Here is a 24602-nt window from a genome sequence, read left to right as displayed (position 1 = left end):
TCACTTCCTTCCGGTTTTTATTATTGTTTTACTGTAATAAGTTTTTCAGCAATGACTTTACGTAGTTCTTTTTTGCTGACTTTTCCGACTCCTGTTTGCGGGAATGATTCAATAAATTCAATTCGATCTGGAATTTTATAAGCCGCTATACCACGTTCTCTTAAAAACATTTTTAATTCACTTACTGCCGGAACTTGTCCGCGAGCTATAACAAAAGCACAGGTGCGTTCACCTAAATAATCGTCAGGCATAGATACAATTGCTACGTCATGGACCGCATCGTGTGCTAATAAATGATTTTCAACTTCTTCCGCAGCAACTTTCTCACCACCACGGTTAATTTGATCTTTATCTCTTCCTTCTACAATGATGTATCCTTTTTCATTTACTTTTACAAGATCGCCTGTGCGATAAAATCCATCCTTTGTAAATGATCGTGCATTATGCTCTTCAGCTTTATAGTAACCACGAATTGTATATGGACCTCTTGTTAATAAACTACCTACTTCGCCAGGTTGTACATCGTTGTCATTTTCATCAACAACTCGTACTTCATCGAGTGCAGACATTGGTCTACCTTGTGTATGAATAATAATTTCTTCCGGATCGTCTAATCTTGTATAGTTCACTAATCCTTCCGCCATACCGAATACTTGCTGTAACGTACATCCAAATGTAGGGCGTATACGTCTTGCAACCTCAGCGCTAAACTTAGCACCACCTACTTGAATAACCTCTAGGCTCGATAAATCGGTATTACGAGAAGATGCAGCATCAAGCCAAATCATTGCTAATGGCGGAACGAGCGCTGTAATTGTAACTTTTTCTTTTTCAATAAGAGCAAATGCCTCATCTGGACTACCACCAGTTGCCAATACCACTTTTCCACCCGCATAGAAAGTTCCAAATGTCCCTGGAGAACTCATTGGGTAATTGTGTGCTACTGGAAGAACTGCCATATAGACGCTTTCTGCATTCAAATTACAAATTTCAGCGCTTACACGTAAACTATAAATATAGTCATCATGTGTTCTAGGAATTAATTTAGAAAGACCTGTTGTCCCTCCTGATAATTGGAGAAATGCAACATCACTTGGCTGAACTTCTGGTAATGAGACGGGATCCATATACAGATCATTTATGTTCACAAACTCTTCTTCTTCCCCCACTACAATTACACGTTGTAAAGTTGGCACTTTCTCTTTCACTTCTCTTGCTAGTTTTCGATAATCAAAACCGAGAGCCTTATCTGAAATAACGTAAGCGCTCGCCTCGCCAAACTCACAAAAATAACTAATTTCACTGCTTCGATGTGAAGGTAGTGCAAAGACAGGAAGCGCTCCAATTCGAAATAGTGCAAAACATATTTCGAAAAACTCGATAATGTTAGGTAACTGGATTACAACTCTGTCCTCTTTCTTTATTCCTAAATTCAGTAAACCTGCTGCTAAACGATCTGCATTTTTATCAAGTTCACTATATGTTATATGCTTCTTACCACTTACAACCGCGATTCGATCTCCATATTTCTCAGCCCGCTCTCTTAACACTCCTCCAAATGTTTCACCAAGCCAACATCCTTCTTCTCGATAATGATCGGCAAATTCTTTTGGCCATTCTGTATAACCTACTAGCATTCTTTCTTCCCCCTATTTTTCATTAAGTGAACTATCTCTTAATCCTAAAGCTTTTAGCATTGTTTGGAACTTAGCTGATGTTTCTGCTAACTCATCTTCTGGTTTTGACTCAGCAACAACTCCAGCTCCTGCATATAAACGCAGTGTATTTTCTTGTACTTCAGCACAACGAATTGTAACAATCCATTCTCCATCTCCATTTAAATCGCTCCATCCTAGCATTCCTGTAAAGAACTCGCGGTCAAATGGCTCAATATGCTGTATAGCCTCTCTTGCTTTTTCCATCGGAGTTCCGCAAACTGCTGGCGTAGGATGAAGGGCAATTGCTAATTGTAAAGAAGAAGTATTTTGATCCTTCAGTTCACCTTTCACTTCTGTAGACAAATGCCACATCGCTTCACTATGAATAACTGATGGCTTTTCTGGAACATGTAATGTATGACAATACGGACGAAGTGCAGCGGCAACCGCTTCAACTACTACCGCATGTTCATGTAAATCTTTTGGAGAAGAAAGTAATTCCTCTGCTCTTCTTTTATCTTCTACTGGGTCCTCACTACGTGGCCTTGAACCAGCTAACGGATTAGAAATAACTTGCATACCATTACGTGAAACAAGTAATTCAGGACTTGCTCCAATTAGCGTCTTACTGTTCTCTTTTTCATCTTTCGGTAAATTCACAGCAAATGTATAACCATGCTTATTATGTTCTGCTAATTCTCGCAGAAGTTTTTGCTTATCAATCTTTTCCGAAGATTTAACATCTAACGATCTAGATAGAACGATTTTCTTTAAATCACCGTCCTGTATTTTTTTAATTCCTTGCTTCACACCATTCATATAAACTTCAGGGTCTGGTACTGGCGTCATTTCAAATGTTACGTTCTCATTTGTTTCAAGCTGATTTGTTGTATCCAATTGTAAACGCTCAGAAATCCTACTATATTCTGGTACGATAAGTTGGACTTCTTTTCTACGATCGAATGGCAAAGCACCCACAACGATAGGATTTGGATTTCCAGCTTGTTTCGCATTACTTAATGTCGCTTGCACAAGCTCTGGGAAATTTTCAATTTCACGATGCTTTACTGTAGTAAACTCTCCTTCTGCTAATATAGTTCGAGTTGGTGAAGCGAAAAAGAATGAAGATTCAGTCTTATAATCTTCTAAAAGTTTTTCTGACAATTCCTTTACAGCTATATGTTCATTCATAATATAATAACCTCCTGAATTTTTATTAAACTCCTAACGTAGCACCGCCATCGACACATAAATTGTGCATTGTAATATGACTTGCTCTATCTGAGGCTAAAAATAACACTGCTTCAGCAACTTCTGAAGGTTGTGCAATTTTTTGTAATGGAATTCCGAGTCTATATGTATTTTGAGAACCAGTAATTATATTTTTAGCTCCATTCTCATCAGCCCATAGTAATCTTTGCATCTCAGTTTCAGTAGAACCTGGAGAAACTAAGTTGCAGCGTATATTGTATGCCGCAAGCTCTAGTCCTAAACATTTCATAAACATCGTCGTTGCAGCTTTTGACGCAGCATACGCAGCCATCTCCATTCTCGGCGTATTTGCCGCATTTGAACCGACTGTAACAATTGCCCCTGATTTTCTTAACATCATATTTTTACTTACCGCTCGGGACATATTGAAAACCCCTGTAGTATTTACAGAGAATGTTTTATTCCAATCTTCATCACTTAACGAATGAATTGGTCCCATACGTAAAACCCCTGCAACATTTATTAAAATATCTATTGGCGCTATTTCATTTGCAATATGATTTACCATGTCTTCAACAGCAGCGCTATCACTCACATCTAAACGAAACGTTTTCATACGTGTATTATTTAATTCATTTTGATTTAAGAGTACATTTAACCCCTCTTCATTTTGATCAACCGCAATAACTGTGGCTCCTCTTTCTAAAAACATTTTGGCAACAACACTGCCTATGCCTTGTGCTGCACCTGTTACTAAAACTGTTTTCCCATCAAATTCCCCTAAGTTCATTTTCTCTATCCTTTCACATAAACATTAATTTCATTAAGCAACACCACTGATATTGATTTTCATTATCAGTGGTGTTGTAAAAAATAATACACTTACTAAACTAATTGGTCAAGTGCGCATTACTTTAAAATCCATCTTATTGATAATGTTTTTCATTTACTATCTTACACCGAAATGATAATGTTTCTCAATAAACTTGTCAATCTTTTTTTATTTTTCAGACAAAGTATTTTAATGCTTCTTAATAAAATCATATGTAAACGTATTAAATGTACTTATATTATAAATAAAATTCTAAATCCTCTTTTTAAAATTGAAGAAGACAAACTAGAGATACGTTCATTTACAATGCTTTATGAAAAACTCAAGTATATATTTTCTCAATATTTTTCTGAAAATATATCTTACAAATACTAACGAATGTCTTCTTTATCATTTAAGATTTAATATATATTTCAAATGCGATGTATCAATTCATTATATTCCAATATATCCCACTCACTTTTACATCTATAAAACTCCCAAAAGTAATTTAACCTTGTTAAAATAACTCATAAAAAAAGCATCCTAATTAATAGAATAGGATGCTTTTTCGTAATCATAGCGTTATAGAAGATTTGTATACTTACGCTACGCTGCGATACTCTTCTTCGTGTTCTTTTTTCTGTTTAGGTGCTTGAATTAAAATTGCGATAATGAATGACACGACACATAATACACCGATCACCATGAACGTTGGTTTGAATCCACCTAGAAGTGCACCGATAAAGGAACCTGCAAGCGCCCCGAATCCAAATCCTTGATACACAATTCCGTAGTTCTTACTATGGTTTTTCATACCGAAGAAATCACCAACAATAGCTGGGAAAATAGTGATATTTCCACCAAAGCAAAACGCTACACTTGCTACACATACGAAGTATATACCGTAATTTAAATCTACAAAACTTAGAACTAATACTGAACTCGCCATAACAACAAAAGTACCAGTAACGATTTTTAAACGCCCAATTTTATCCGATAACGGTCCTAAAATGATACGACCTAATGTATTGAAGATTGCAACCATAGCCACCGCATTAGCTGCTGTTGCTGCGCTAAGTCCTACAAGTTGAACACCAATGTCTTTTACCATACCAATTAAGTATAAGCCACTCATACATGATGTAAATAACATGATAAATAATAAGTATACTTGTTTTGTGCCTAACATTTCTTTCGTTGTGTATTCCTTAGTTTTTGTTTCATGAACTGCTCCTTGATCTGCAGCTTGATGGATTAAACAAGCACCAATTACAATCATAGCTGTAACAATTAAACCCCAGTATATAAATGCTTGCGATACACCAACTGATTCAATCAACTGTGCGTTAACGTATTTAAAGATTAAGCTACCTGAACCATATGCAGAGACAGAAATACCAGCAATTAGACCTTTACGCTCTGGAAACCACTTTATTAAATTTGATAGTGAAGTGATATATGCTGTACCATCTGCATAACCTACAACAACTCCTGCTAGTGCATAAAGCAATATTAATGAAGACGCTTGTGAACTAAGTATTAACCCTAGTCCTAATGCTAATCCAGCTATCATAATAAGTTTACGAAGTCCCCATTTTTCTTGCAATTTACTCGCAAATAAAGTTGAAAATGCTAAAGAAAGACTAGTAATTGAGAAAGTTATCGCAACAGCGTTAAGACTCCAACCGTATTTACTAACTAAAGGCTGATTGAATAAACTCCATGTATATATCGTTCCAAGCCCCATTTGTACTATAACTGTGCCAAGGACAACAAACCATGGATTAACAGTTGATTTTTTCATATCTTTCCGCCTCCTCTTTCTATTTCAATGCTATTCGCTAAATTTACTTTTTTTATGTTCATTTTGGTCACCTCTTTTGATTTGACACCTTCATTGTATAAGATGTTTCTGTTTATGTAAGCACTTACAATACAGAGCGTCAAAAACATGGAATCAGTTACAAAAAACGAAGGATGAAATACAAAAAACTACTGATTAAATACACTAGAAAAATTTTTTATACTTCGATTCACCTTATTTTTTATAAAATCACAAATTTTTTCCCAATAAATAAAACTAAATATTCACTAATATATCTATCCGTGGTTTAATATATATAATAAAAAAATATTTCTGTCTTTAATGAGGAGGTACTATGAAAGCAAACGTAGGGGATACTATACTTTTTCAACGAAACAATTTAAAGATTACAGGATCTGTACTAAAACTTTATACTGAATCGGTCTTAGTTGAAATTACAAATGTAAGCGGTGGTACTTTTGAATTTGATCGAACAATTGTAAATCATAAAAACTATAAAGTTTTAAATGCAAATACATAAAACAACACAAAATAGCCCCTGCTCAACAGCAGGGGCTATTTTATATAAAAATATTTCACTAGTTTATATACCCTAAAACATTAACAATCTTACTCGCTTTTAAATTGTTAATATGATAATAAATTTCTAAACCTCTTCTCTCTGCTCGTAACACTTTACCCTTCATTTTTGATAAATGTTGTGAAACAGTAGATTGCGGAATATTCAGTAACTCTGTTAATTGTGTTACATTACAAGTTTTTCTCGTACTTAATTCATTTACAATTTGCAGTCGGATTGGATGCGCCATAATTTTTAAAATATCTACATCTTCTTCTGAAACTAAAGTTTTTTTCATTTCACTTGTATATGTTGTCATAAGACATTCCCCTTTTATATGAATTCCATTTTTATAAGATCTATTTCCAAAATTTTCAAAACCCTCGATTAAAACTTTCATATAGAAATAAAAGGATTTTAAATTTTTGAAAACAGAACTTACATTCACTTTATTTATTTGGTACATATACATAATACAATGTTAATATGTGCTCTATGTGAAGTTCGCATAAATTTGTGATGAAGATTTATTTAGCCACTCGCATCCTACTCATCTAATTACCCACTGCATAAAATCATCAGTTATTTTAACACATTTTAGGCGTTTGTATATACTATTTATAAAACAACTTTTATAAAGGGGAATTCATATGCCTACAGCGTTACAAGAAGAAGTCGAAGAAGCACGGGAAACATATGTCAGTCGTATCATCTTAGTTGGAGGATCCGCTTTATTTTTAGTAGGCGGGGTTATCTCAGCAATTTCAGCCTTTAAAACTTATAATCGTTTGGAGAATACGCCGCCTTCTACAGATAATTCATAGATATTTTATAAAATAAAACGTCGCCTCCAATATGAAGAGACGACGTTTTATGATTCATACATATGACACTAAAAGTATCGATAGATTCCCTACTCCATTTTCTAAGCTTACTTCACCACAAACCTAGTCTGACTACACCCATCCTTTTGCTTCGTTACTTCTAATACAGCTGGCATTGCGTTTTTCAGCTCTTGTACGTGTGAAATGACACCGATAAATCGGCCTGATTTTTGTAGGTCAATTAAGGCATCAACTGCTTTCGTTAATGATTCTTCATCTAATGAACCGAACCCTTCATCGATGAACATCGTTTCGATGGAAATACCACCTTCATATGCTTGAATGACATCTGCCATTCCTAGCGCTAAGCAAAGTGATGCGTTAAATTTCTCTCCGCCGGATAATGTTTTTACATCGCGCGTTTGGCCAGTGTATGCATCGTACACATCTAAGCCTAATCCACTTTGACGGTTTCTTTTTTCAACTCGTTCACTTCGTTTTAAATAAAATTGTCCATTTGATAATTTACGTAGTCGTTCGTTTGCGATTTGAACGATTTGTTCTAAATACTCAATTAAAATGTAACGTTCAAATGATATACGACTTTCGTTATCACCTTTCATTACTTCATATAAATCAACAAGTTCTTGGAAGGCTTTTTCTTCCTCGTGAATTTGTTCGTCAATACGTCTAATGTTTTCATGTAAATCAGAAATATATGTTACCGCATTTTGCGCACGTTGACGTTTTTCTTTAATTATATCGAGATTAATTTCTAGTTCTTTTATGTGTTCACCTAAAGATGTAATATCCATGTACTCTTTATCTTTTAATTCTGAGTTTAGCTCTTCAATTTGTTTTGCAAGCACTTCAAGAGATGAATAATAACCTTGAATTTCTTTCTGTAACATCTCCATCTCGGCGTCGCTTAATTTGGCTTCTTTATACGTGAATTGATCTGTAAATCCGCTTTGTTCTAGCTCTTTCATAAAGCGTGCGAAAGTCTCTTCTTTCTTCAATTTTGCACTTTCAAATTGATTAGAAGCACCTTTCTGTTCTGCTTGAATACGTATATTTTCATTTTGCCAATGTTGATACGCTTCCTGCACTTTCTTCCATTCGTCCTCCATTAACCTAAGTTCGTGCATAGCTTGGTCAAACTGTGATTTCCAAGCTTGTACTGTTTGCAAGTTTTCTGGAATATTTCGTTTATCATGTTCATATGACGTACGAAGTTGCATGCACTCTATTTCTGTACGGTGCTGCATTGTTTCTACTTCCCGTTTTTGTTTCTGAAGTTCTTCTATTTTTTCTTCTACGCTTTTCATGTTCGCAGCAATCTGCTTACGTGTTTCTTCACTTGCTTTTAACGTATTAACGTCTGCTGCTAATTGTTTTCCTTTTTGAACAAGTGCACTATATGTTTCAACTAATTTTTCGGAGTTATAGCCACGCTTCACAACTTCTTCTATCACTTGTTCATATTGTAGTCGATAAAAATTCCATTTCTCCTCTACTTGCACATGTAATTTTTCAGCAATGTTCTTCTTATCTCTTAAATCGTTTAACTCTTTTTCATCGATCGCATTACTTTGCTCTGTAGCTTTTTGCGGATGATTCGTACTACCACATACCGGACAAGATGCACCGTCATGTAAATGAAGAGCTAATATACCAGCCTGTTCACTTAACCAGCGGCGCTCCATGTTTTCATATGCACGAACTGCCACGTCCATTTTATTATTTGCCACTTCTTTTTCTTGCTCGAATTTTTGTTTTTCTTGCCAAACATCATATGCTTGCTTTAAAACTTTTGCATCTTCTCGCATATTCGTTAGTTCTTCTACTTTAGCTACATATTGCTCAAGTGCTTGTTCTAATTGATGCAATTCATCAGACATTCTCTGTTTTTGGCTTGTATGCTCTTCTAGTTGTTGATCCAACTTTTGCATACTTTCTTTTAATTTCCCTATTTGAATTTCGGCATTTTGTAAATTCAGCTTTCTCTCAGCTAATGATTCAATGATTGCTTGTAACTCTTCTAATCTTTGAACAAGTTTTTTAGCCTCTTCTCGTTCAGCTTCTTTATTCTTTACTACTTCATACTTCTCCTGAGCAAGTTCAAAGCTGTTCATTATCTGTTCTTGTTTGACGATTATCTGTTTTAACAAACTTTCAGCTTTCTGCTCATTTTGCATCGCTTCTTCATACCATTGTTCAAATGGTAATAAGCGCTTTGCTTGTTCCGCACGTTTAAAGGATTTTTCTTTCCTTTCAATTGCTGCACGGTTCTCTTGTAAAGTGTTATATTTCTCATTCTTTTGTTGTAAATCTATAAATTTCTCATTTACAGATTTTGCTGCATGAAAACGTGTTTCTGCATCCTTTAATTGCTTCGTTTGAACATCTTGTTCTACTTGTAATTGCTCAACCTCTGCCTTATACACTGTTGTTTCTTGTTCTAACGCTTCTACTACTTGATGCGTATTTACATGTTCTTGTGCCGCTAATGTCTCTAATAATGCTCCATCACGGATTGGTAATTTAAAAACATTACGGAAATAGAGCTCTCTCTCTTTTTGTTTTTCTTGTAAAACATCTTTCCATTGTTTTCTCTTTTGATCAAGTAACTCACGCATTAATTTATAACGATCCGTTTTAAAAATACGACGTAAAATCTCTTCTTTGTTTTCCGTCTCAGATGTTAATAGTTTTCGGAATTCACCTTGTGGTAACATAACAATTTGACTAAATTGATGTTTACTTAAACCAATTAAATCTTCCACTTTTTTGTTTACGTCTGTTACATGAAAACGATCGACGGCTGGAACGTTTTCTCCATCAATAACTTCATATAATTCTACTGCATGTCCTGTAATGGTCTTATTCCCTTGTTTTTTATGTCCAAGTTGTCTTTTTATTTCATAGCGTTTCCCTTTTAATTGAAAGGTTAATTCTACACTTGTATAAACATCATCATCAGCAAATTGACTTCGAAGCATGCTCGTATCACTACGTTCTTCTCCACTAGCCTCACCATATAACACATAACAAATCGCATCAAAAATCGTTGTTTTTCCAGCTCCCGTATTCCCAGAAATAGCGAAAATACGATGTTCTCCAAGATCTTCAAAATCGATTACTTCTTTCTGTTTATATGGCCCGAATGCTGTCATAATAAGCTGAATCGGTCTCATCCTCGTTCACCTTCCCGTTCTTGCACTGTTTGTAATACATCTATAAATAGGCGTTCTTTCTCTTCTGATAAATCTAACCCTTTCATTTCTTTATAGAAAGCCTTTAAAAGAGATAAATCATCCGTTTTATGTCTTGAAACCGTTACTTCATTTGTATCTGTGAGTTCTCGCCTTTGCATCGCTCTTTCAACGTGCATTGCATTTGGATATACAGATCGTATTTTCTCCATTGGCTGTAAGACAGGGTTTTCATCTAATAATTTTACAAATACGTAATCTTCACTTACTGGGTGCTGTAATAATTCATCTATTTTCGCTTCTACTGTTCGCATTTTACGACGTGGTGAAAGTAACCTTTTTTCAATTGCTACTTCACCAGTTTCATTCAGTTCTACAATGTAATAACCTTTTTTATGTTTCTCTTCAGAAATTGAATAGGCAAGTGGTGAACCTGAATATCTAATGGTCTCATTACGTACGAAATGCGCTTGATGTAAATGTCCAAGCGCAGTGTAATGAAACTTATCAAAATAATGACTATTTACATATTCAGCACCACCAATTGAAAGTGGTCGTTCTGCATCACTTGTATTCTCCTCCGCTTCTCCTGAAGAAGTTACAAATGCATGTCCAACAAATACATGTCTAGCTTCTTTATCCATTGTTTCAGAGAGCTCATTCATAAAAATGCGCATCGCATCATCATGAGAACGTACGTCTTCATTTTTCAACACGTGTCTAACTATGCTTGGGTCTGCATACGGTATTAGATGGAAGTGAACCTCTCCATATTCATCATTTAGTACAACAGGTTCATACGGGAATTGAAATTGGCCTGCAATATGTAATCCCTGTTTTTTCATTAAACTACTCCCAAAATGGATACGATCCGGACTATCATGATTACCAGCTACTGCAATAACTGTTGTTTGTAAATCAATAACTATTTTTTGCAGCACATCATTTAATAAGTCTACTGCTTCTGTAGGTGGAATTGCTCGGTCATATAAATCCCCTGCAATAATTACAGCATCTGGTTTTTCTTCTTCAACAGCCTGTACAAACTGATCTAATACAATCTTTTGGTCTTCAGTCATATACACGCCATGAACAAGCTTACCTAAATGCCAATCCGCTGTATGAAATAACTTCATATTTTTCTACTCCTTTTAATTTACTGATTTTAGTGAAACGAGTTGATAGTTTATTGTAGTTTTTCCGTTCTCCCACTCTAGCTTCAATATCGTTGCACTTCCAATTCTTTCTTCATTTGATTTATATAAAGGCAATATTTCTTGAATTGTAAATAAGTGATAACCATCCAATATTAATTGAAATATATTTTCTTCAATATGTAATCTTACTTCTTTTTCATTTGAAATAATTTTTGTGTGCATCTCAAATTTCATGATAGATACAACCCCTTTTTATAATCTCTACATTTTAATAGTATAGTGGCTATGCAAGATTGACAAGTACATACACAGCAAAGTACACACTTTTCTATTGTTATATGTTTTATGTATTTTATATAAAATACGGTATGTGAAATTTTATATTTTCTCCAAAATAAAAATGCCTATTGTGACATCTTTATTTTTGTATAAAGTCTTTCATTACATAATATAAAACGGTAATTAAAACGATTGCGACGAAAAATGAGAACACTGCGACAATGTACCCATCTTTATTTAATAAAATACAGAATGAAATAGATATTATAAAAATCGGAAATACGAGACGTACTTTATCCTTCACTTCTTCTGTCGTATCTGTATGATGAAAATACTGCGTTATCCCTATCATTAAAGAAGACAAAATAATAACCGACAATAGTAAAGGTCCTGGCATTCCGATTTCTCCTTTCTCTATTTCTAATTCAGTGTAAAATTTTTTATTACAATTGTACGATTCATTTTTTCTTCAAACACTCTTTTTAGAATTGATAATGAACAATTCACACCTATATAATAGCGCTTTTATCATTATAACTTCAAATAATTACACTTACAGTAATGTTGTAATATTCCCCCTCAGTCTCTGAAATCCTGCAAAGATAACTCGTCAAAATATGCGGTGACCAAATTAATATTTACCGTCAACTTTTGACAAAATTTATAAAGGACATTTCAGTACATATCAAGAATTAAGAATAAGAAGATATGTAAGGGAGGATGCATTATGACTGAACACGTTTTATTTTCTGTTAGTGAAAACGGCGTTGCAACAATTACTTTAAACCGTCCAAAAGCACTTAATTCTTTATCTTATGACATGTTACAACCTATCGGACAAAAACTTAAAGAGTGGGAACACGATGAGCGTATTGCACTTATCGTGTTAAAAGGAGCTGGCACAAAAGGTTTTTGTGCAGGTGGCGACATTAAAACTCTTTATGAAGCGCGTTCCAATGAAGTGGCATTGCAACATGCAGAACGTTTTTTTGAAGAAGAGTATGAAATTGATACATATATTTATCAATATACAAAACCGATTATTGCTTGTTTAGATGGAATTGTAATGGGCGGTGGTGTCGGTCTTACAAATGGTGCGAAGTATCGCATTGTAACTGAACGTACGAAATGGGCAATGCCAGAGATGAATATCGGCTTCTTCCCAGACGTCGGAGCTGCATATTTCTTAAATAAAGCACCTGGATATACAGGTCGCTTCGTTGCTTTAACAGCATCTATTTTAAAAGCTTCTGACGTATTATTTATTAATGCTGCTGATTACTTTATGACATCTGATTCATTACCAGAGTTTCTTACTGAACTTGAAAGTGTAAATTGGCATAAAGAAGATGATGTACATACTAATTTAAAAGAAGTTATTCGTACATTCGCAACTGCTCCAAACTTAGAAAGCGAGCTGACTCCTTCATTAGAAGTAATTAATTCACATTTTGCTTACGATACAATTGAAGAAATCATCCATTCATTGGAGAAAGATGAAAGCTCCTTTGCTCTAAAAACGAAAGAAACACTGTTATCAAAATCACCTATTTCACTAAAAGTAACATTAAAACAGTTTATTGATGGACAAGATAAATCCGTTGAAGAATGTTTCGCTACGGACCTTATACTTGCTAAAAACTTCATGAGACATGAAGATTTCTTCGAAGGAGTACGCTCCGTTGTCGTTGATAAAGATCAAAATCCGAATTATAAATATAAACAGTTAAGTGACGTTTCAGAAGAAGATGTGAATCGTTTCTTTAATTTACTTAATGCATAAAATGAAACTGTAATGAGTGGGTGTTTTGTTCATCCCCCACCTAACTTCTTTGCTCCAGCTAAATCTTGTGCGGTGGAAATCTTACTACTCGCAAATAGCGGGATAAAATCGAGGCTATATAGTAGTGTAATTACAGCTACTATATAGCCTTTTTTATTTAATAATTTTTAATAAAATTTAATTTTATTAAATCCATTTTTGTGCTACACTGATTTTAATCAAATATTCTAAAAATAAAAAGGAGGGGCGGCTATGATAGAAAATTATCTTCTTTTCATCATTATGTCTATTTGCCTTATCATTTTACCTGGTCCAGATACAGCAATGGCTACGAAAAACACATTGGTTGCTGGTAAAATCGGTGGAGTGAAAACAGTGTTTGGTACATGTATTGCACTATTAATTCATACTTTAGCTGCTGTAATTGGTCTTTCTGCACTTATTGTAAAGTCAGCTCTTTTATTTTCTATTTTCAAGTACGTTGGGGCTCTCTATTTAATATATATCGGTATTAAAGCCCTTTTAGCAGTAAGAAACAAAGAAAACTTAGATACAAATGATCTATCTTTGAATAATGAAAACGAACATACTTCTTGCTTTCGCCAAGGATTTCTTACAAATTTATTAAATCCTAAAGTTGCAGTCTTCTTTTTAACTTTTTTACCGCAATTTTTAAATCCAAATCATAATACATTTATTCAACTTCTTGTAATGGGCCTTACTTACCTCGTTTTAACAGTCATTTGGTTTGCATTTTATATATTTTTAATTGATAAAATTAGTGCTTTTATGAAAAAACCAAAGACGCAACGTTATATTCAAGGGCTAACAGGAGTCGTCCTAATTGGATTTGGTATTAAACTAGCTTTTGAAAAAAATAATTAACAAGATGAAAACCACCACCACTATTAATAGTGGTGGTGGTTTTCATTTAATAGCTGATTTGGCTGTTTACTCTATATTAAAACCAGCGCTCAGTTACAACTTTTTTACGTGTATAGAATTGAACGCCATCTGTACCATTTGTACCTAAATCACCAAAGAATGAAGCTTTATTTCCTGCAAATGCGAAGAATGCCATTGGTGCTGGAACATTTACATTTACACCGATCATACCAGCATCGATGTTATCACGGAATGTTTGTGCATGTTTACCATTTGACGTATAAATAACCGCACCGTTTGCAAATTTAGATTGATTTGTTAGTTTAATACCTTCTTCTAAATCTTTAACACGTACAATGCTTAATACTGGAGCAAAAATTTCATCTTGCCAAATTTTCATTTCTTGATTCACGCCATCAAAGATTGTCGCACCTACAAAGTAACCTTCTCCAACTTCTTCATTAATTTTACGGCCATCTACTAATAAAGTTGCCCCATCTGCTACACCGCTATTAATATAGCCTAAAACGCGCTCTTTATGAGATTCACGGATTAATGGTCCAACATAGTTATCTTCGTTAAAGCCATCGCCTACTTTTAATTTTTTCGTTTCTGCTACTAATACATCAATGAATTCATCAGCAATTTCATCCACTACTGCTACTACTGAGCATGCCATACAGCGCTCTCCACTACTTGCAAATGCAGATCCAATTACACCTTGTACTGTTTTCTCAAGATTGCAATCTGGCATTACAATCGCATGGTTTTTCGCACCTGCTAACGCTTGTACACGTTTTCCGTGTTTTGTACCTGTTTCATATACGTAACGAGCTACCGGCTCAGAGCCAACGAACGAAACAGCTTGAATATCTTTATTTTCTAAAATGCTATTTACAACATCTTTTCCGCCTTGTACTAAATTTAATACGCCTTTTGGGAAACCTGCTTCATAGAATAATTCTACAAGTCGCTCCGCTAAAAGTGGCGTTCTTTCCGATGTTTTTAATACGAATGTATTACCGCAAGCAATTGCAAGTGGGAACATCCATAATGGAATCATCATTGGGAAGTTGAACGGTGTAATACCAGCAACAACTCCGATTGGGTAGCGCCAAATTGATCCATCAATTCCGCTAGCGATATTCGGAAGTGCTTGACCCATCATTAAATTTGGCGTAGATGTTGCAAGTTCTACCGCTTCAATACCACGCTGTACTTCACCTGTTGCATCTGTTAGCGTCTTACCATTTTCTAGCGTAATAATTTTTGCAAGCTCATCTTTGTTTTCTTGTAATAGCTGTAAATATTTATATAAATTTCTTGAACGATTCGGAACTGGTACTTTAGACCATGTTTCGAATGCTGCTTTTGCCGCTTCAACAGCTTTTTCAACATCCTCTTTTGGAGATAGTGGAACGTAAGCGATAATTTTTCCAGTCGCTGGATTTGGAACTGCTTCTACTTCCGTACCTGTCGATTCAACCCACTCACCGTTAATGTGATTTTTCACTCGTTTAATTTCAGTTGTAATCATTGTATTCTCTCCTTTGTATAATTTATTTTTGATTAGAAATTAATTGCTCGCTAACTTTCTTATATAAAGCAGCCATATCGTTTTCACCATATCCAGCTTGACTCGCTTCGTCATATATATTTAATAACATTTCGCTTACCGGTAAATGGAGTTCGCTTTCCTTAGCTAAGTCAACTGCAAACCCTAAATCTTTCTTCAATAAGTTCACAGTAAATCCTGGCTCGTAGTTTTCAGGTGCTATAAAACTTTTAAAATTACGTTCATAAATTCTGCTTTGGCCGTAACTTACATTTAAAATATCAAACATTTTATCTAAATCCATATTGTTCTTTTTCGCTAATGTTAAAGCTTCACTTACACCAGCTGTATAAAAACCAATTAATAAGTTATTAATTAACTTAACAGTTGTACCACTATCAATCTGCTCACTAACATGGAAAATGTTCGCGCCTAGAACGCCCATGATAGATTCCGTTTTCTCATATACCTCTTTTGATCCACCAACCATAAACGTTAATGTACGATTTTCGGCTCCAATTACACCGCCGCTCACAGGTGCTGCTAAAAAGTTTACTTTCTTTTCCTTTGCAGCTTCCTCTAATTGTTTGTTTAACTGCGGCGATACCGTACTTGTATCAATGAAAACTACATTCAAGTGACCATTTTCAAATAATCCTTCTGCTCCAAAATATACCGCTTCAACAGCGCGAGGTGAAGGTAAACTTGTAAAAACTACATCACATGTTTCTGCTAGTTTTGAGATTGATAGACCGATAATTCCGCCTTCTTTTTCAAAGGACGCTTCTGCCTCTTTATTTAAGTCCACGCCATATACTGTGTAACCTGATTTAGCTAGATTTTTTGACATCGGAAGACCCATGTTACCTAAACCGATAAAACCAATCTTTTTCATATCACTTTCCTCCTATTTACACAATATATTTCCCGCGATTTATAATAGCTTTCGCAATTTCTCTCTTCTTCGTAAATACGTTCGTGTATAAAGGTACTAATAATTGACGGATTTCAGCTAAAATCACATGTCTATCTTGTTCTTCTGTGACAGCCGCCGAAAGTACAGAAATCGCTGCTTCTTCTACTTTACGGTATCCTTCTTCACAAATAACATCCGTTATGAGTTGCTTCGTACGTTCTTTTTCCTCACCATTTTTACTTACCGCTTTTCTCGTACGTAAAAACGCTGATTCCATGACGTACACGTCCGTCAACATATTTGAAATTACACGTGAATATTCTTGTTCTTGGTCAATTTTTAGGGCTGGAGTTTTAGAGAGCGTTTTCAAAGATTGTTTCAACAATTTTTTCGCTAATAAAATGTAACGATGGTTTCTTTCTACATTTGCTACATCACTTTCTACTGCAGTATCTTCTAATTGTTCGATTTGCTTCATTAACATTTTGGCAACTGTTAATCTATTAATTTCATTCGTTCCTTCAAAAATACGACTAATTCTAGCATCACGATATAATCGTTCTACCTCATACTCTTGCATATAACCGTAACCACCATGAATTTGTACAGCTTCATCTACGATATAAGCAAGTGTTTCAGAAGCGTTCACTTTATTAAGTGCACATTCAATTGCAAATTGGGACATTTTCTTCATAAGATCTTCATCGCTCTCATGAATTGCTTCATCGATTACACCTGCTGTACGATAAGCTGCACTTTCTGCTCCATATGTAGCAATGATCATATTTGCAATTTTCTCTTGAATCATCGTAAAGTCTACTAATTCCGTTTGGAACTGTTTTCGCTCTTTTCCATATTGAACCGACAAACCAATTGCTTGTTTTGCTGTTCCAATATTTCCAAAAGCAAGTTTAAGTCTAGCAAAGTTAAGAATATTAAGGGCTACGTGATGCCCTTTCCCAACTTCCCCTAAAACATTTTCAGCAGGGATGACAACATCTTCTAAAATAAGAGTCGCTGTTGAAGAACCTTTAATCCCCATTTTCTTTTCTTCTAATCCAATAGATACACCTTCACATGTTCTTTCGACAATAAATGCTGTCATTCCTTTATTTGTCTTCGCAAAAACAACGTATACATCTGCCATATGAGCATTTGTAATCCATTGCTTCTCACCATTTAACTTCCAAGCTGTTCCCTCTTCATTCAATACGGCGCTTGTTTTTGCACTTAATGCATCCGAACCAGCATTTGGCTCAGTTAAAGCATAAGCCCCAATCCATTCTCCCGATGCGATTTTCGGTAAATATTTTTCTTTCTGTTCTTTCGTTCCGTAATATATGTAAGGCAATGTACCAACACCAGCGTGTATATTAAAAGAAACGCTAAACGCACCAGCGTAACCCATTTTCTCTGCTACAAGACCTGAGACAGCCTTTCCTAACTCGAACCCGCCATAATCTTCTGGTACCTCAATGCCTAATAATCCAAGTTCCCCAGCTTTCTCAAATAATTGACGAGAAACTTTATAGTTATGTTGTTCAATATTCTCCATTTGTGGAACAATTTCTTGTTTAACGAATTGTTCTGTCGTTTTTGCGATTAAATCTTCATCACCTGAAAAATCTTCTGGTGTAAAGTAAGTATGATTTATATCTTTATTGAGTGAAAAAAATTCATCCCATGGTAACTTCGTTTTCTCCATATGTATCCCCCTATCATTCGGCTTTCATAGCTTTTTGCTTATGCTCGTCTACGATGAGTGGAATATCTTTTTTGAAAATAGAAGGCGATGATTTTTCACATCAAGCATTTTATTTTGCCAAAGATGTATTTTCATCGCCTTCGCTGCTTTATCTATTGATCTTCTGATAATACTGTTTTTGCAATACCAGTATCTAACTCTTCAAAGTCATGATATGAAATTGTTTCGTATAATTCACTTCTCGTTTGCATATTAGAAAGTGCATCTTTTTGAGAACCTGTTTCTTTAATTAAAGTAAACACATTTTCATACGCTTTCGCTGCAACGCGAAGTGAAGTTACAGGATAAATAACCATTTGGAAGCCCATATTTGCAAATTCCTCTGCACTATAATATGGAGTTTTTCCGAATTCAGTCATATTCGCAAGTAAAGGTGCATTTACCTTACTATTAAATAGACGGAATTCTTCCTCTGATTGAAGCGCTTCAGGGAAAATTGCGTCTGCACCTGCTTTTACATATGCATTTGCTCTTTCAATTGCTTCATCTAATCCTTCAACGCCACGAGCATCAGTACGTGCTACAATGTATAAGCTCGGTGCAACTTCTTTAATCGCTTTAATTTTTTGAACCAATTCTTCTGTAGTAACAAGTTTCTTACCATTTAAATGCCCACATTTTTTTGGTAATTGCTGATCTTCAATTTGGACAGCTGCTACTTTCGCTTCCACCATTTCTACAGCTGTTCTCGCTACATTTAGTACACCACCAAATCCTGTATCAATGTCAACAAGAACAGGTAAGTCTGTAGCTCTTACTAAATCTCTTGCTCTCTCAGCCACTTCAGTAGACGTCACGATACCTAAATCTGGTAAGCCTTTACTTGCAGTATAAGCAGCTCCTGATAAATAAAGAGCTGAAAAACCTGTATTTTTTGCAACTAAAGCCGCCATTGCATCATGAGCACCTGGAATTTGCAAAATTTCATTTGCTTCTACTAAAGCTCGGAATCGATTCGCAAGCTCCTCTTGTGTTGACTGCTTTTTCACAACCCAAGCCATTCTAAATTCCCCCTATTATTAAATTAAGAATAGATCTACAAATTCATTTACATTCATATTTTCTAGCTTTTCTTCATTTAAACAAACTTCATGAATTTGTTCTTGTTGCTTACTAGAATAATGACCTGCCATATTTGCAGTGAATTTTTGAACAACTTTTGGAATTGCTTCGTCTCTACGGAAACGGTGACCAAGTGGATATTCACATTCCACATTTTCTGTTACTGTGCCATCTTTAAAGTGAACTTGAACAGCGTTGGCGATTGAGCGCTTGTTCGGGTCAAGGTAATCTAAACTGTACTGTTTGTTTTCAACAACAACCATCTTATTACGTAATTCGTCTACACGTGGATCGTTTGCTACTGCATCTTCATAATCGTCTGCAACGATATCTCCTTTTAATAAACCAATTGCCGTAATGTATTGTAAGCAATGATCACGATCAGCTGGGTTATTTAATGGGCCTTCTTTATCAATAATACGAATTGCTGATTCATGAGTCGTAATTGTAATACGGTCAATTTCATCCAATCTCTCTTTAATTTCCGGATGCAACTTCACTGCACATTCTGCAGCTGTTTGTGCATGGAATTCTGCTGGATATGACACTTTAAATAATACATTTTCCATTACATATGACTCTAGTGGTCTTGCTAATTTTAATTCTTGTTTATTGAATAATACATCTTGGAATCCCCATCCTGGCGCAGATAATGCTGTTGGATAACCCATTTCACCTTTTAGAGCAGTCATTGCAAGATGAACACCGCGGCTCGTTGCGTCACCTGCAGCCCATGATTTACGTGAGCCCGTATTTGGAGCATGACGATATGTACGAAGACTAGAATTATCAATCCACGCATGTGATAATGCATTAAAGATTTCTTCACGTGTTCCGCCAAGCATTTTCGCAACTACTGCAGTTGTTGCTACTTTTACATATAATACATGGTCAAGACCAACTCTGTTTAAGCTGTTTTCTAAAGCAAGCACGCCTTGAATTTCATGTGCTTTAATCATCATTTCTAATACTTCACGTACTTTTAAAGCTTCTTTTCCTTCTGAAATGCGAACACGGCTAATATAATCTGCGACCGCTAAAATTCCGCCTAGGTTATCAGATGGATGTCCCCACTCTGCTGCAAGCCAAGTATCGTTATAGTCTAACCAACGGATCATACATCCGATATTAAATGCACCTTTTACTGGATCTAGTACATAAGACGTACCTGGTACACGTGTACCATTTGGCACGACTGTTCCTGGCACAACTGGTCCTAGTAATTTCGTACATTCTGGATATTGTAGTGCTAAAATTCCACATCCAAGTGTATCAAGTAATACGTAACGAGCTGTACTGAATGCTTCTGCACTAGTAACCTCTTTATTTAATACATAATCCGTAATCTCTTCTAATAATGCATCTTTTTGCTTAATTTCATTTGTTTTAATCATGCTATCCTTCCCTTTCTGTCGAAAATTCGTTATTATTAATGATGGGTGTCGGTCAAACACCCATCTGGCGGGCGGTGCTAACAACTCCCCAGTTGTTCTTATTTACTAAGTACATGTCGCTCGCCAATATAATTTACACGCGGACGGAACAAACGATTATTTGCATGTTGCTCAATAACGTGCGCACATAATCCCACTGTTCTAGAGCTAAAGAAGATAGGTGTGTAAAGTTGAATTGGAATACCTAGCATCCAATATACTGGAGCTGCATAATAATCAAGATTTGGATAAATTCCTTTTTCCTTTTCCATAATCTTTTCTCCAGCTTCACACATTTCATATAGTGTATAATCACCTTTTACATCACATAACTGTTTTAAAGCTTCCTTCATCATAAGTGCTCTTGGATCCATCTTCTTCATATAAACACGGTGTCCAAAGCCCATAATTTTTTCTTTGTTATATAGTTTCTTCTGTAATAACTCTTCAAATTTCTCAACATTACCAGCTTCTAAAAGCATGTACATAACCGCTTCATTTGCACCGCCATGTAAACTTCCTTTTAAAGATGCAACTGCACCTGTTAAAGCACCGTATAAATCTGATTGTGTTGATGCAATAACGCGCGCTGTAAATGTAGAGTTTGGCATTTCATGCTCACTATATAAAACAAGGGAACGATCAAAGATCTTTTCCTCAAGTTCAGTTGGTTTTTTACCAGTTAACATATAGAAGAAATTCGCACTATAAGATAATTCTTTAAGAGGTTCAATTGGCTCCTCATTATTTAAAATATGATAGCTATTCGCTACAATGTTTGGCACTTTACTTAACAGCTTGTACCCTCGGCTTTTATTCACTTCTAACGAGCGGTTTTCGATATCATTATCGTAACCAGCTAACGCTGACACACCTGTACGTAATCCATCCATGGGATGCGTCTCTTTAGGCAATGCCTTTAGTACGTTGAATACACCTTCTGGTACTGCATATTCTTCTTTTAATTTCTTTTCAAGTGTTGCTTTTTCATCTTCATTCGGTAGATGTTCCTCCAATAAAAGGTGCACAATGTCTAAATACTCTTTTGTTTTTGAGAGTTCGATTAAGTCATACCCTTGAATTACAATTTCACCTTTTACTGTGTCAAGAAACGAGATTTTCGTCTCCGCTGCCACTATACCATCTAATCCCGGGGAAAATTTTTCTTCAGCTTTCATCATTATTTCCTCCAATCCTAATAGATCTTCGTGCACATAACTGTAAGCCTTTACAATATTGTGAAACTACATTTCTATTTCAATGTATCAGAGTTTTTAGAAGATTTCAATTTATTTTATAATGATAAGTTTCCTACACTTTTCTTACTGTAACAATACAATTTTTTGAAAATAATTCTTATATTTTATAAAGAAAGAATAGACTTTTTTGCGTATTTTCAAAAACAAGATATAAAGATTTTTCATATAACACCGCCAAATATACAATTATTCTAATTTTATTTGAGAAATAAAAAAAACGAGCTGTACATAAATACAGCTCGTTACTATATGATATTTATTTCACTATCTCTTAAATATAATTTTTATATAAAACTTATTCATTTTTAATAAAGTTATTATTTTACATAATTAAATTGAATTTCTTCCATTTCCTCATGATAACTTACAAATAAATCATAGTTTTGAAAATACCAAAGATCATCAGAATCTACAAAAAATATAATACCTTCCTTCTCAACTGACACTATTTCCCCATCTGGTTTCTCAGCAACAACCCCTAAAGAATATCCGGGCTGAATTGAACTATCCCCTCCGTACCTTACAGTAAAACGTACAGATTCACCGTGCTTTATACGTAATTCTTCCTGGAACCATTGCAGAGCTTTACGATCAATTGAAATTCTCATCTTTATTCCTCCAGTTTACGCAAACTCTTTTTTTCCTAATCGTTGTTTTACAAAGAAGACGAAAATGATTAAGGCTATTAATGCCGAAATTGCACTCCCTGAAAATAAAATACGATAACCAAACATTTGTGAAACAACTCCAAGTAAAATAGCACCTAACCCGATTCCTAAATCAAACGCTGTAAAAAATGAAGCATTTGCAACTCCTCTTTTACTCGGATCGACAATTGTAAGCATTGCCGCTTGCAAAGCTGGCTGCGCTGAACCAAATCCAATACCGTATAATGTTGCTGCGATAATTACACCTAACAAACCATTTGAAATAGTTAAAACAACTATAGCTAAAATAGTAATACATAATGCTGGGAGTATGATGAATACTTCTCCATACTTATCTAATAGTTTCCCTGAAATTGGTCTTACAATTGTTAATGCAATTGCATATACAAGAAAGAAAGTTCCTGGATTCACATGAATTGATGATGCAAATAACGGTAAAAAGGTTGTTATTCCTCCATATGCAAACGATAAAAAGAATACTACAATCGTGATTGTTAATACAGATTTCTCAAATAGCTGAATTTTCCCTTTTTCTTTTTGTGGCGTAAATGGCATCTTCGTTATTAGTGATAATACGACTGCCATAAAAGATAACAACGTCGCTAATAAAAATAGACCATGAAATGAATAATTTTGTACAACCCATAGTCCAATCATTGGTCCGATCGCCATTGCAATTGTCATCGCCATCCCGTACCAGCCCATACCTTCACCACGGCGTGAATCTGGAATAATATCCGTTATTGCTGTTCCAACAGCTGTTGTAGAAACAGCCCATGTTACTCCGTGAATAACACGTAAAACAGCTAAAAGGACAATAGTCGATGCTATATTATAGGAATACATCGTTAATCCAAAAAAGATGAGTCCGAAAATAATAAAGGATCTTCTACCATATTGATCTAACATTCCTCCAATAATCGGTCGTATTACAACAGCAGCTATTGTAAACATTCCCATCATGAGTCCAACTTGCGATTCATTGCCACCTATCTCTTTAATAAAGAGCGGGAGCGTTGGAACAAGTAAATAAAATCCTGTAAATAAAAATAACATTGCGAAAGTCATTTGAATAAATGATTTCGTCCATAATCGTTCCATAAAAATACCTCCATACACTCGTAAAACATTACGATTAACACCCTCATTGTACATTTTTTTTATCTCTTTTCCCTCCGCAAATAGACGTATCTTTTCATATTAAATAGTCCACCATCAGCTTACATTAGTCTTAAGACTTTGTACGCATGTTTTAAACGAAAGTCCTATATATGTGCCTTTATATGTGTGAAAAGAATATACTAATTTATTATCACAACTTAGGAGTGAATATTTCATGTGGGTATTATTAAGAGTAACTGCCGTAGTTCCTTCGACTCCTGGAATACATGTTCCTGCAGTTCATACAGCTAGCTCCGATGTAGGAATTGAACTTCCCGCAACTTGGCAGCAATATCAAATTCCCGGTCAAGTTACCCCATCATTTTGGCATCATGGTACACACCCCAGTAGTACTCCCATTCATAGCCATAGTTATCCTCCACTACCTCCGACTCAAGTCTTTTATCATTTCCCTTCAATTTTTTTTCAAAATTTTTATGGTACGTTTAACATTTAATAGCTATCACTGTATTACCCCTACATTTTAATAAGGCGAACCTTTAATCCAGTTTCAACATAAAAAGTCGAATTCCTTAAATAAGAAATTCGACTTTTTAATTGTTTTCCAAACT

The 24602-nt window shown here is 35.1% G+C and carries 22 protein-coding genes; 5 read left to right on the top strand and 17 right to left on the bottom strand.

The window, feature by feature from the left end:
• Nucleotides 1–20: 20 nt before the first annotated feature.
• The 4 genes from BM089_RS07575 to BM089_RS07555 all read right to left on the bottom strand — a co-directional run bounded on the left by BM089_RS07575 (nt 21) and on the right by BM089_RS07555 (nt 5488).
• Nucleotides 21–1637: a (2,3-dihydroxybenzoyl)adenylate synthase gene (locus BM089_RS07575; protein ID WP_065228800.1), complete on the bottom strand. Its 1617-nt coding sequence runs from the start codon at nt 1635–1637 to the stop codon at nt 21–23.
• Between the two features lie 12 nt (nt 1638–1649).
• Nucleotides 1650–2849: an isochorismate synthase DhbC gene (gene dhbC / locus BM089_RS07570; RefSeq protein WP_065228799.1), complete on the bottom strand. Its 1200-nt coding sequence runs from the start codon at nt 2847–2849 to the stop codon at nt 1650–1652.
• Nucleotides 2850–2874: 25 nt separating this feature from the next.
• Complete coding sequence (gene dhbA, locus BM089_RS07565) at nt 2875–3660, bottom strand: 2,3-dihydro-2,3-dihydroxybenzoate dehydrogenase (protein ID WP_001048431.1); 786 nt, start codon at nt 3658–3660, stop codon at nt 2875–2877.
• 625 nt (nt 3661–4285) lie between these two features.
• A complete protein-coding gene (locus BM089_RS07555; protein ID WP_090976494.1) occupies nt 4286–5488 on the bottom strand; it encodes an L-lactate MFS transporter in 1203 nt (400 codons plus the stop codon).
• A 355-nt stretch (nt 5489–5843) separates the two neighbouring features.
• Here BM089_RS07555 and BM089_RS07545 point away from each other — a divergent pair, with 355 nt between their 5' ends.
• Nucleotides 5844–6029 (top strand): YkvS family protein, encoded by a 186-nt coding sequence (locus BM089_RS07545; RefSeq protein WP_000646792.1) that lies wholly within the window; start codon nt 5844–5846, stop codon nt 6027–6029.
• Nucleotides 6030–6087: 58 nt separating this feature from the next.
• Here BM089_RS07545 and BM089_RS07540 read toward each other — a convergent pair whose 3' ends face one another.
• Nucleotides 6088–6387, bottom strand: coding sequence for an ArsR/SmtB family transcription factor (locus BM089_RS07540; RefSeq protein ID WP_000214794.1), 300 nt, complete (start codon nt 6385–6387; stop codon nt 6088–6090).
• Between the two features lie 331 nt (nt 6388–6718).
• Here BM089_RS07540 and BM089_RS31000 point away from each other — a divergent pair, with 331 nt between their 5' ends.
• Complete coding sequence (locus tag BM089_RS31000; protein WP_001141667.1) at nt 6719–6892, top strand: hypothetical protein; 174 nt, start codon at nt 6719–6721, stop codon at nt 6890–6892.
• Between the two features lie 107 nt (nt 6893–6999).
• Here the strand turns inward: BM089_RS31000 and BM089_RS07530 are convergent, their stop codons facing one another.
• The 4 genes from BM089_RS07530 to BM089_RS07515 all read right to left on the bottom strand — a co-directional run bounded on the left by BM089_RS07530 (nt 7000) and on the right by BM089_RS07515 (nt 11940).
• The gene (locus BM089_RS07530; protein WP_090976490.1) at nt 7000–10089 is read right to left on the bottom strand and encodes an AAA family ATPase; all 3090 of its coding nucleotides are present in this window, start codon (nt 10087–10089) and stop codon (nt 7000–7002) included.
• A complete protein-coding gene (locus BM089_RS07525) occupies nt 10086–11243 on the bottom strand; it encodes an exonuclease SbcCD subunit D (RefSeq protein WP_090976488.1) in 1158 nt (385 codons plus the stop codon). Before BM089_RS07525 ends, BM089_RS07530 begins: the two co-directional genes overlap by 4 nt.
• Nucleotides 11244–11258: 15 nt before the next feature.
• Nucleotides 11259–11498: a DUF2584 family protein gene (locus BM089_RS07520; RefSeq protein ID WP_000667344.1), complete on the bottom strand. Its 240-nt coding sequence runs from the start codon at nt 11496–11498 to the stop codon at nt 11259–11261.
• 184 nt (nt 11499–11682) lie between these two features.
• On the bottom strand, nt 11683–11940 hold the full coding sequence (locus tag BM089_RS07515) for a hypothetical protein (RefSeq protein ID WP_001119409.1): 258 nt from the start codon (nt 11938–11940) through the stop codon (nt 11683–11685).
• Nucleotides 11941–12270: 330 nt separating this feature from the next.
• Between BM089_RS07515 and BM089_RS07510 the strand changes: the two genes are divergently transcribed.
• Both BM089_RS07510 and BM089_RS07505 read left to right on the top strand, forming a co-directional pair.
• A complete protein-coding gene (locus BM089_RS07510) occupies nt 12271–13326 on the top strand; it encodes an enoyl-CoA hydratase/isomerase family protein (RefSeq protein WP_074047299.1) in 1056 nt (351 codons plus the stop codon).
• Between the two features lie 252 nt (nt 13327–13578).
• The gene (locus BM089_RS07505; protein WP_000572348.1) at nt 13579–14211 is read left to right on the top strand and encodes a LysE family translocator; all 633 of its coding nucleotides are present in this window, start codon (nt 13579–13581) and stop codon (nt 14209–14211) included.
• Nucleotides 14212–14287: 76 nt separating this feature from the next.
• Here BM089_RS07505 and BM089_RS07500 read toward each other — a convergent pair whose 3' ends face one another.
• The 8 genes from BM089_RS07500 to BM089_RS07465 form a co-directional block, all read right to left on the bottom strand.
• Nucleotides 14288–15748 carry a CoA-acylating methylmalonate-semialdehyde dehydrogenase gene (locus BM089_RS07500; protein WP_000633344.1) on the bottom strand — a complete coding sequence of 487 codons (1461 nt, stop codon included), beginning with the start codon at nt 15746–15748 and terminating at the stop codon, nt 14288–14290.
• Between the two features lie 22 nt (nt 15749–15770).
• Complete coding sequence (locus tag BM089_RS07495; protein ID WP_000719399.1) at nt 15771–16661, bottom strand: NAD(P)-dependent oxidoreductase; 891 nt, start codon at nt 16659–16661, stop codon at nt 15771–15773.
• A 16-nt stretch (nt 16662–16677) separates the two neighbouring features.
• Nucleotides 16678–18387, bottom strand: a complete 1710-nt coding sequence (locus BM089_RS07490) for an acyl-CoA dehydrogenase family protein (RefSeq protein ID WP_090976485.1) — start codon at nt 18385–18387, stop codon at nt 16678–16680.
• A 152-nt stretch (nt 18388–18539) separates the two neighbouring features.
• A complete protein-coding gene (gene prpB / locus BM089_RS07485; protein ID WP_000312640.1) occupies nt 18540–19448 on the bottom strand; it encodes a methylisocitrate lyase in 909 nt (302 codons plus the stop codon).
• Between the two features lie 18 nt (nt 19449–19466).
• The gene (gene prpD / locus BM089_RS07480; protein ID WP_000598139.1) at nt 19467–20903 is read right to left on the bottom strand and encodes a 2-methylcitrate dehydratase; all 1437 of its coding nucleotides are present in this window, start codon (nt 20901–20903) and stop codon (nt 19467–19469) included.
• Between the two features lie 98 nt (nt 20904–21001).
• Nucleotides 21002–22123 carry a citrate synthase gene (mmgD, locus tag BM089_RS07475; RefSeq protein WP_001987369.1) on the bottom strand — a complete coding sequence of 374 codons (1122 nt, stop codon included), beginning with the start codon at nt 22121–22123 and terminating at the stop codon, nt 21002–21004.
• Nucleotides 22124–22518: 395 nt separating this feature from the next.
• On the bottom strand, nt 22519–22809 hold the full coding sequence (locus BM089_RS07470) for a HesB/YadR/YfhF family protein (RefSeq protein ID WP_001222842.1): 291 nt from the start codon (nt 22807–22809) through the stop codon (nt 22519–22521).
• Nucleotides 22810–22824: 15 nt separating this feature from the next.
• The gene (locus BM089_RS07465) at nt 22825–23970 is read right to left on the bottom strand and encodes an MFS transporter (RefSeq protein WP_014482022.1); all 1146 of its coding nucleotides are present in this window, start codon (nt 23968–23970) and stop codon (nt 22825–22827) included.
• Between the two features lie 235 nt (nt 23971–24205).
• Here BM089_RS07465 and BM089_RS07460 point away from each other — a divergent pair, with 235 nt between their 5' ends.
• Nucleotides 24206–24487: a hypothetical protein gene (locus tag BM089_RS07460; protein ID WP_000270089.1), complete on the top strand. Its 282-nt coding sequence runs from the start codon at nt 24206–24208 to the stop codon at nt 24485–24487.
• Nucleotides 24488–24602 lie beyond the last annotated feature (115 nt).

Origin of the sequence: Bacillus sp. 5mfcol3.1, assembly GCF_900114335.1 — a bacterium.
GTDB classification, from domain to species: domain Bacteria; phylum Bacillota; class Bacilli; order Bacillales; family Bacillaceae_G; genus Bacillus_A; species Bacillus_A thuringiensis_S.
This window is presented reverse-complemented; position numbering and strand designations above follow the sequence as displayed.

What these genes read in the sequence shown, in the direction of transcription:
- BM089_RS07500 (WP_000633344.1), bottom strand. Translation starts at nt 15,748, where the DNA reads ATGATTACAACTGAAATTAAACGAGTGAAAAATCACATTAACGGTGAG.
- BM089_RS07555 (WP_090976494.1), bottom strand. Translation starts at nt 5,488, where the DNA reads ATGAAAAAATCAACTGTTAATCCATGGTTTGTTGTCCTTGGCACAGTT.
- BM089_RS07495 (WP_000719399.1), bottom strand. Translation starts at nt 16,661, where the DNA reads ATGAAAAAGATTGGTTTTATCGGTTTAGGTAACATGGGTCTTCCGATG.
- BM089_RS07505 (WP_000572348.1), top strand. Translation starts at nt 13,579, where the DNA reads ATGATAGAAAATTATCTTCTTTTCATCATTATGTCTATTTGCCTTATC.
- BM089_RS07540 (WP_000214794.1), bottom strand. Translation starts at nt 6,387, where the DNA reads ATGACAACATATACAAGTGAAATGAAAAAAACTTTAGTTTCAGAAGAA.
- BM089_RS07545 (WP_000646792.1), top strand. Translation starts at nt 5,844, where the DNA reads ATGAAAGCAAACGTAGGGGATACTATACTTTTTCAACGAAACAATTTA.
- BM089_RS31000 (WP_001141667.1), top strand. Translation starts at nt 6,719, where the DNA reads ATGCCTACAGCGTTACAAGAAGAAGTCGAAGAAGCACGGGAAACATAT.
- BM089_RS07470 (WP_001222842.1), bottom strand. Translation starts at nt 22,809, where the DNA reads ATGAGAATTTCAATTGATCGTAAAGCTCTGCAATGGTTCCAGGAAGAA.
- dhbA (WP_001048431.1), bottom strand. Translation starts at nt 3,660, where the DNA reads ATGAACTTAGGGGAATTTGATGGGAAAACAGTTTTAGTAACAGGTGCA.
- BM089_RS07575 (WP_065228800.1), bottom strand. Translation starts at nt 1,637, where the DNA reads ATGCTAGTAGGTTATACAGAATGGCCAAAAGAATTTGCCGATCATTAT.
- prpD (WP_000598139.1), bottom strand. Translation starts at nt 20,903, where the DNA reads ATGATTAAAACAAATGAAATTAAGCAAAAAGATGCATTATTAGAAGAG.
- dhbC (WP_065228799.1), bottom strand. Translation starts at nt 2,849, where the DNA reads ATGAATGAACATATAGCTGTAAAGGAATTGTCAGAAAAACTTTTAGAA.
- prpB (WP_000312640.1), bottom strand. Translation starts at nt 19,448, where the DNA reads ATGGCTTGGGTTGTGAAAAAGCAGTCAACACAAGAGGAGCTTGCGAAT.
- BM089_RS07460 (WP_000270089.1), top strand. Translation starts at nt 24,206, where the DNA reads ATGTGGGTATTATTAAGAGTAACTGCCGTAGTTCCTTCGACTCCTGGA.
- BM089_RS07465 (WP_014482022.1), bottom strand. Translation starts at nt 23,970, where the DNA reads ATGGAACGATTATGGACGAAATCATTTATTCAAATGACTTTCGCAATG.
- BM089_RS07520 (WP_000667344.1), bottom strand. Translation starts at nt 11,498, where the DNA reads ATGAAATTTGAGATGCACACAAAAATTATTTCAAATGAAAAAGAAGTA.
- BM089_RS07515 (WP_001119409.1), bottom strand. Translation starts at nt 11,940, where the DNA reads ATGCCAGGACCTTTACTATTGTCGGTTATTATTTTGTCTTCTTTAATG.
- BM089_RS07490 (WP_090976485.1), bottom strand. Translation starts at nt 18,387, where the DNA reads ATGGAGAAAACGAAGTTACCATGGGATGAATTTTTTTCACTCAATAAA.
- mmgD (WP_001987369.1), bottom strand. Translation starts at nt 22,123, where the DNA reads ATGATGAAAGCTGAAGAAAAATTTTCCCCGGGATTAGATGGTATAGTG.
- BM089_RS07510 (WP_074047299.1), top strand. Translation starts at nt 12,271, where the DNA reads ATGACTGAACACGTTTTATTTTCTGTTAGTGAAAACGGCGTTGCAACA.
- BM089_RS07525 (WP_090976488.1), bottom strand. Translation starts at nt 11,243, where the DNA reads ATGAAGTTATTTCATACAGCGGATTGGCATTTAGGTAAGCTTGTTCAT.
- BM089_RS07530 (WP_090976490.1), bottom strand. Translation starts at nt 10,089, where the DNA reads ATGAGACCGATTCAGCTTATTATGACAGCATTCGGGCCATATAAACAG.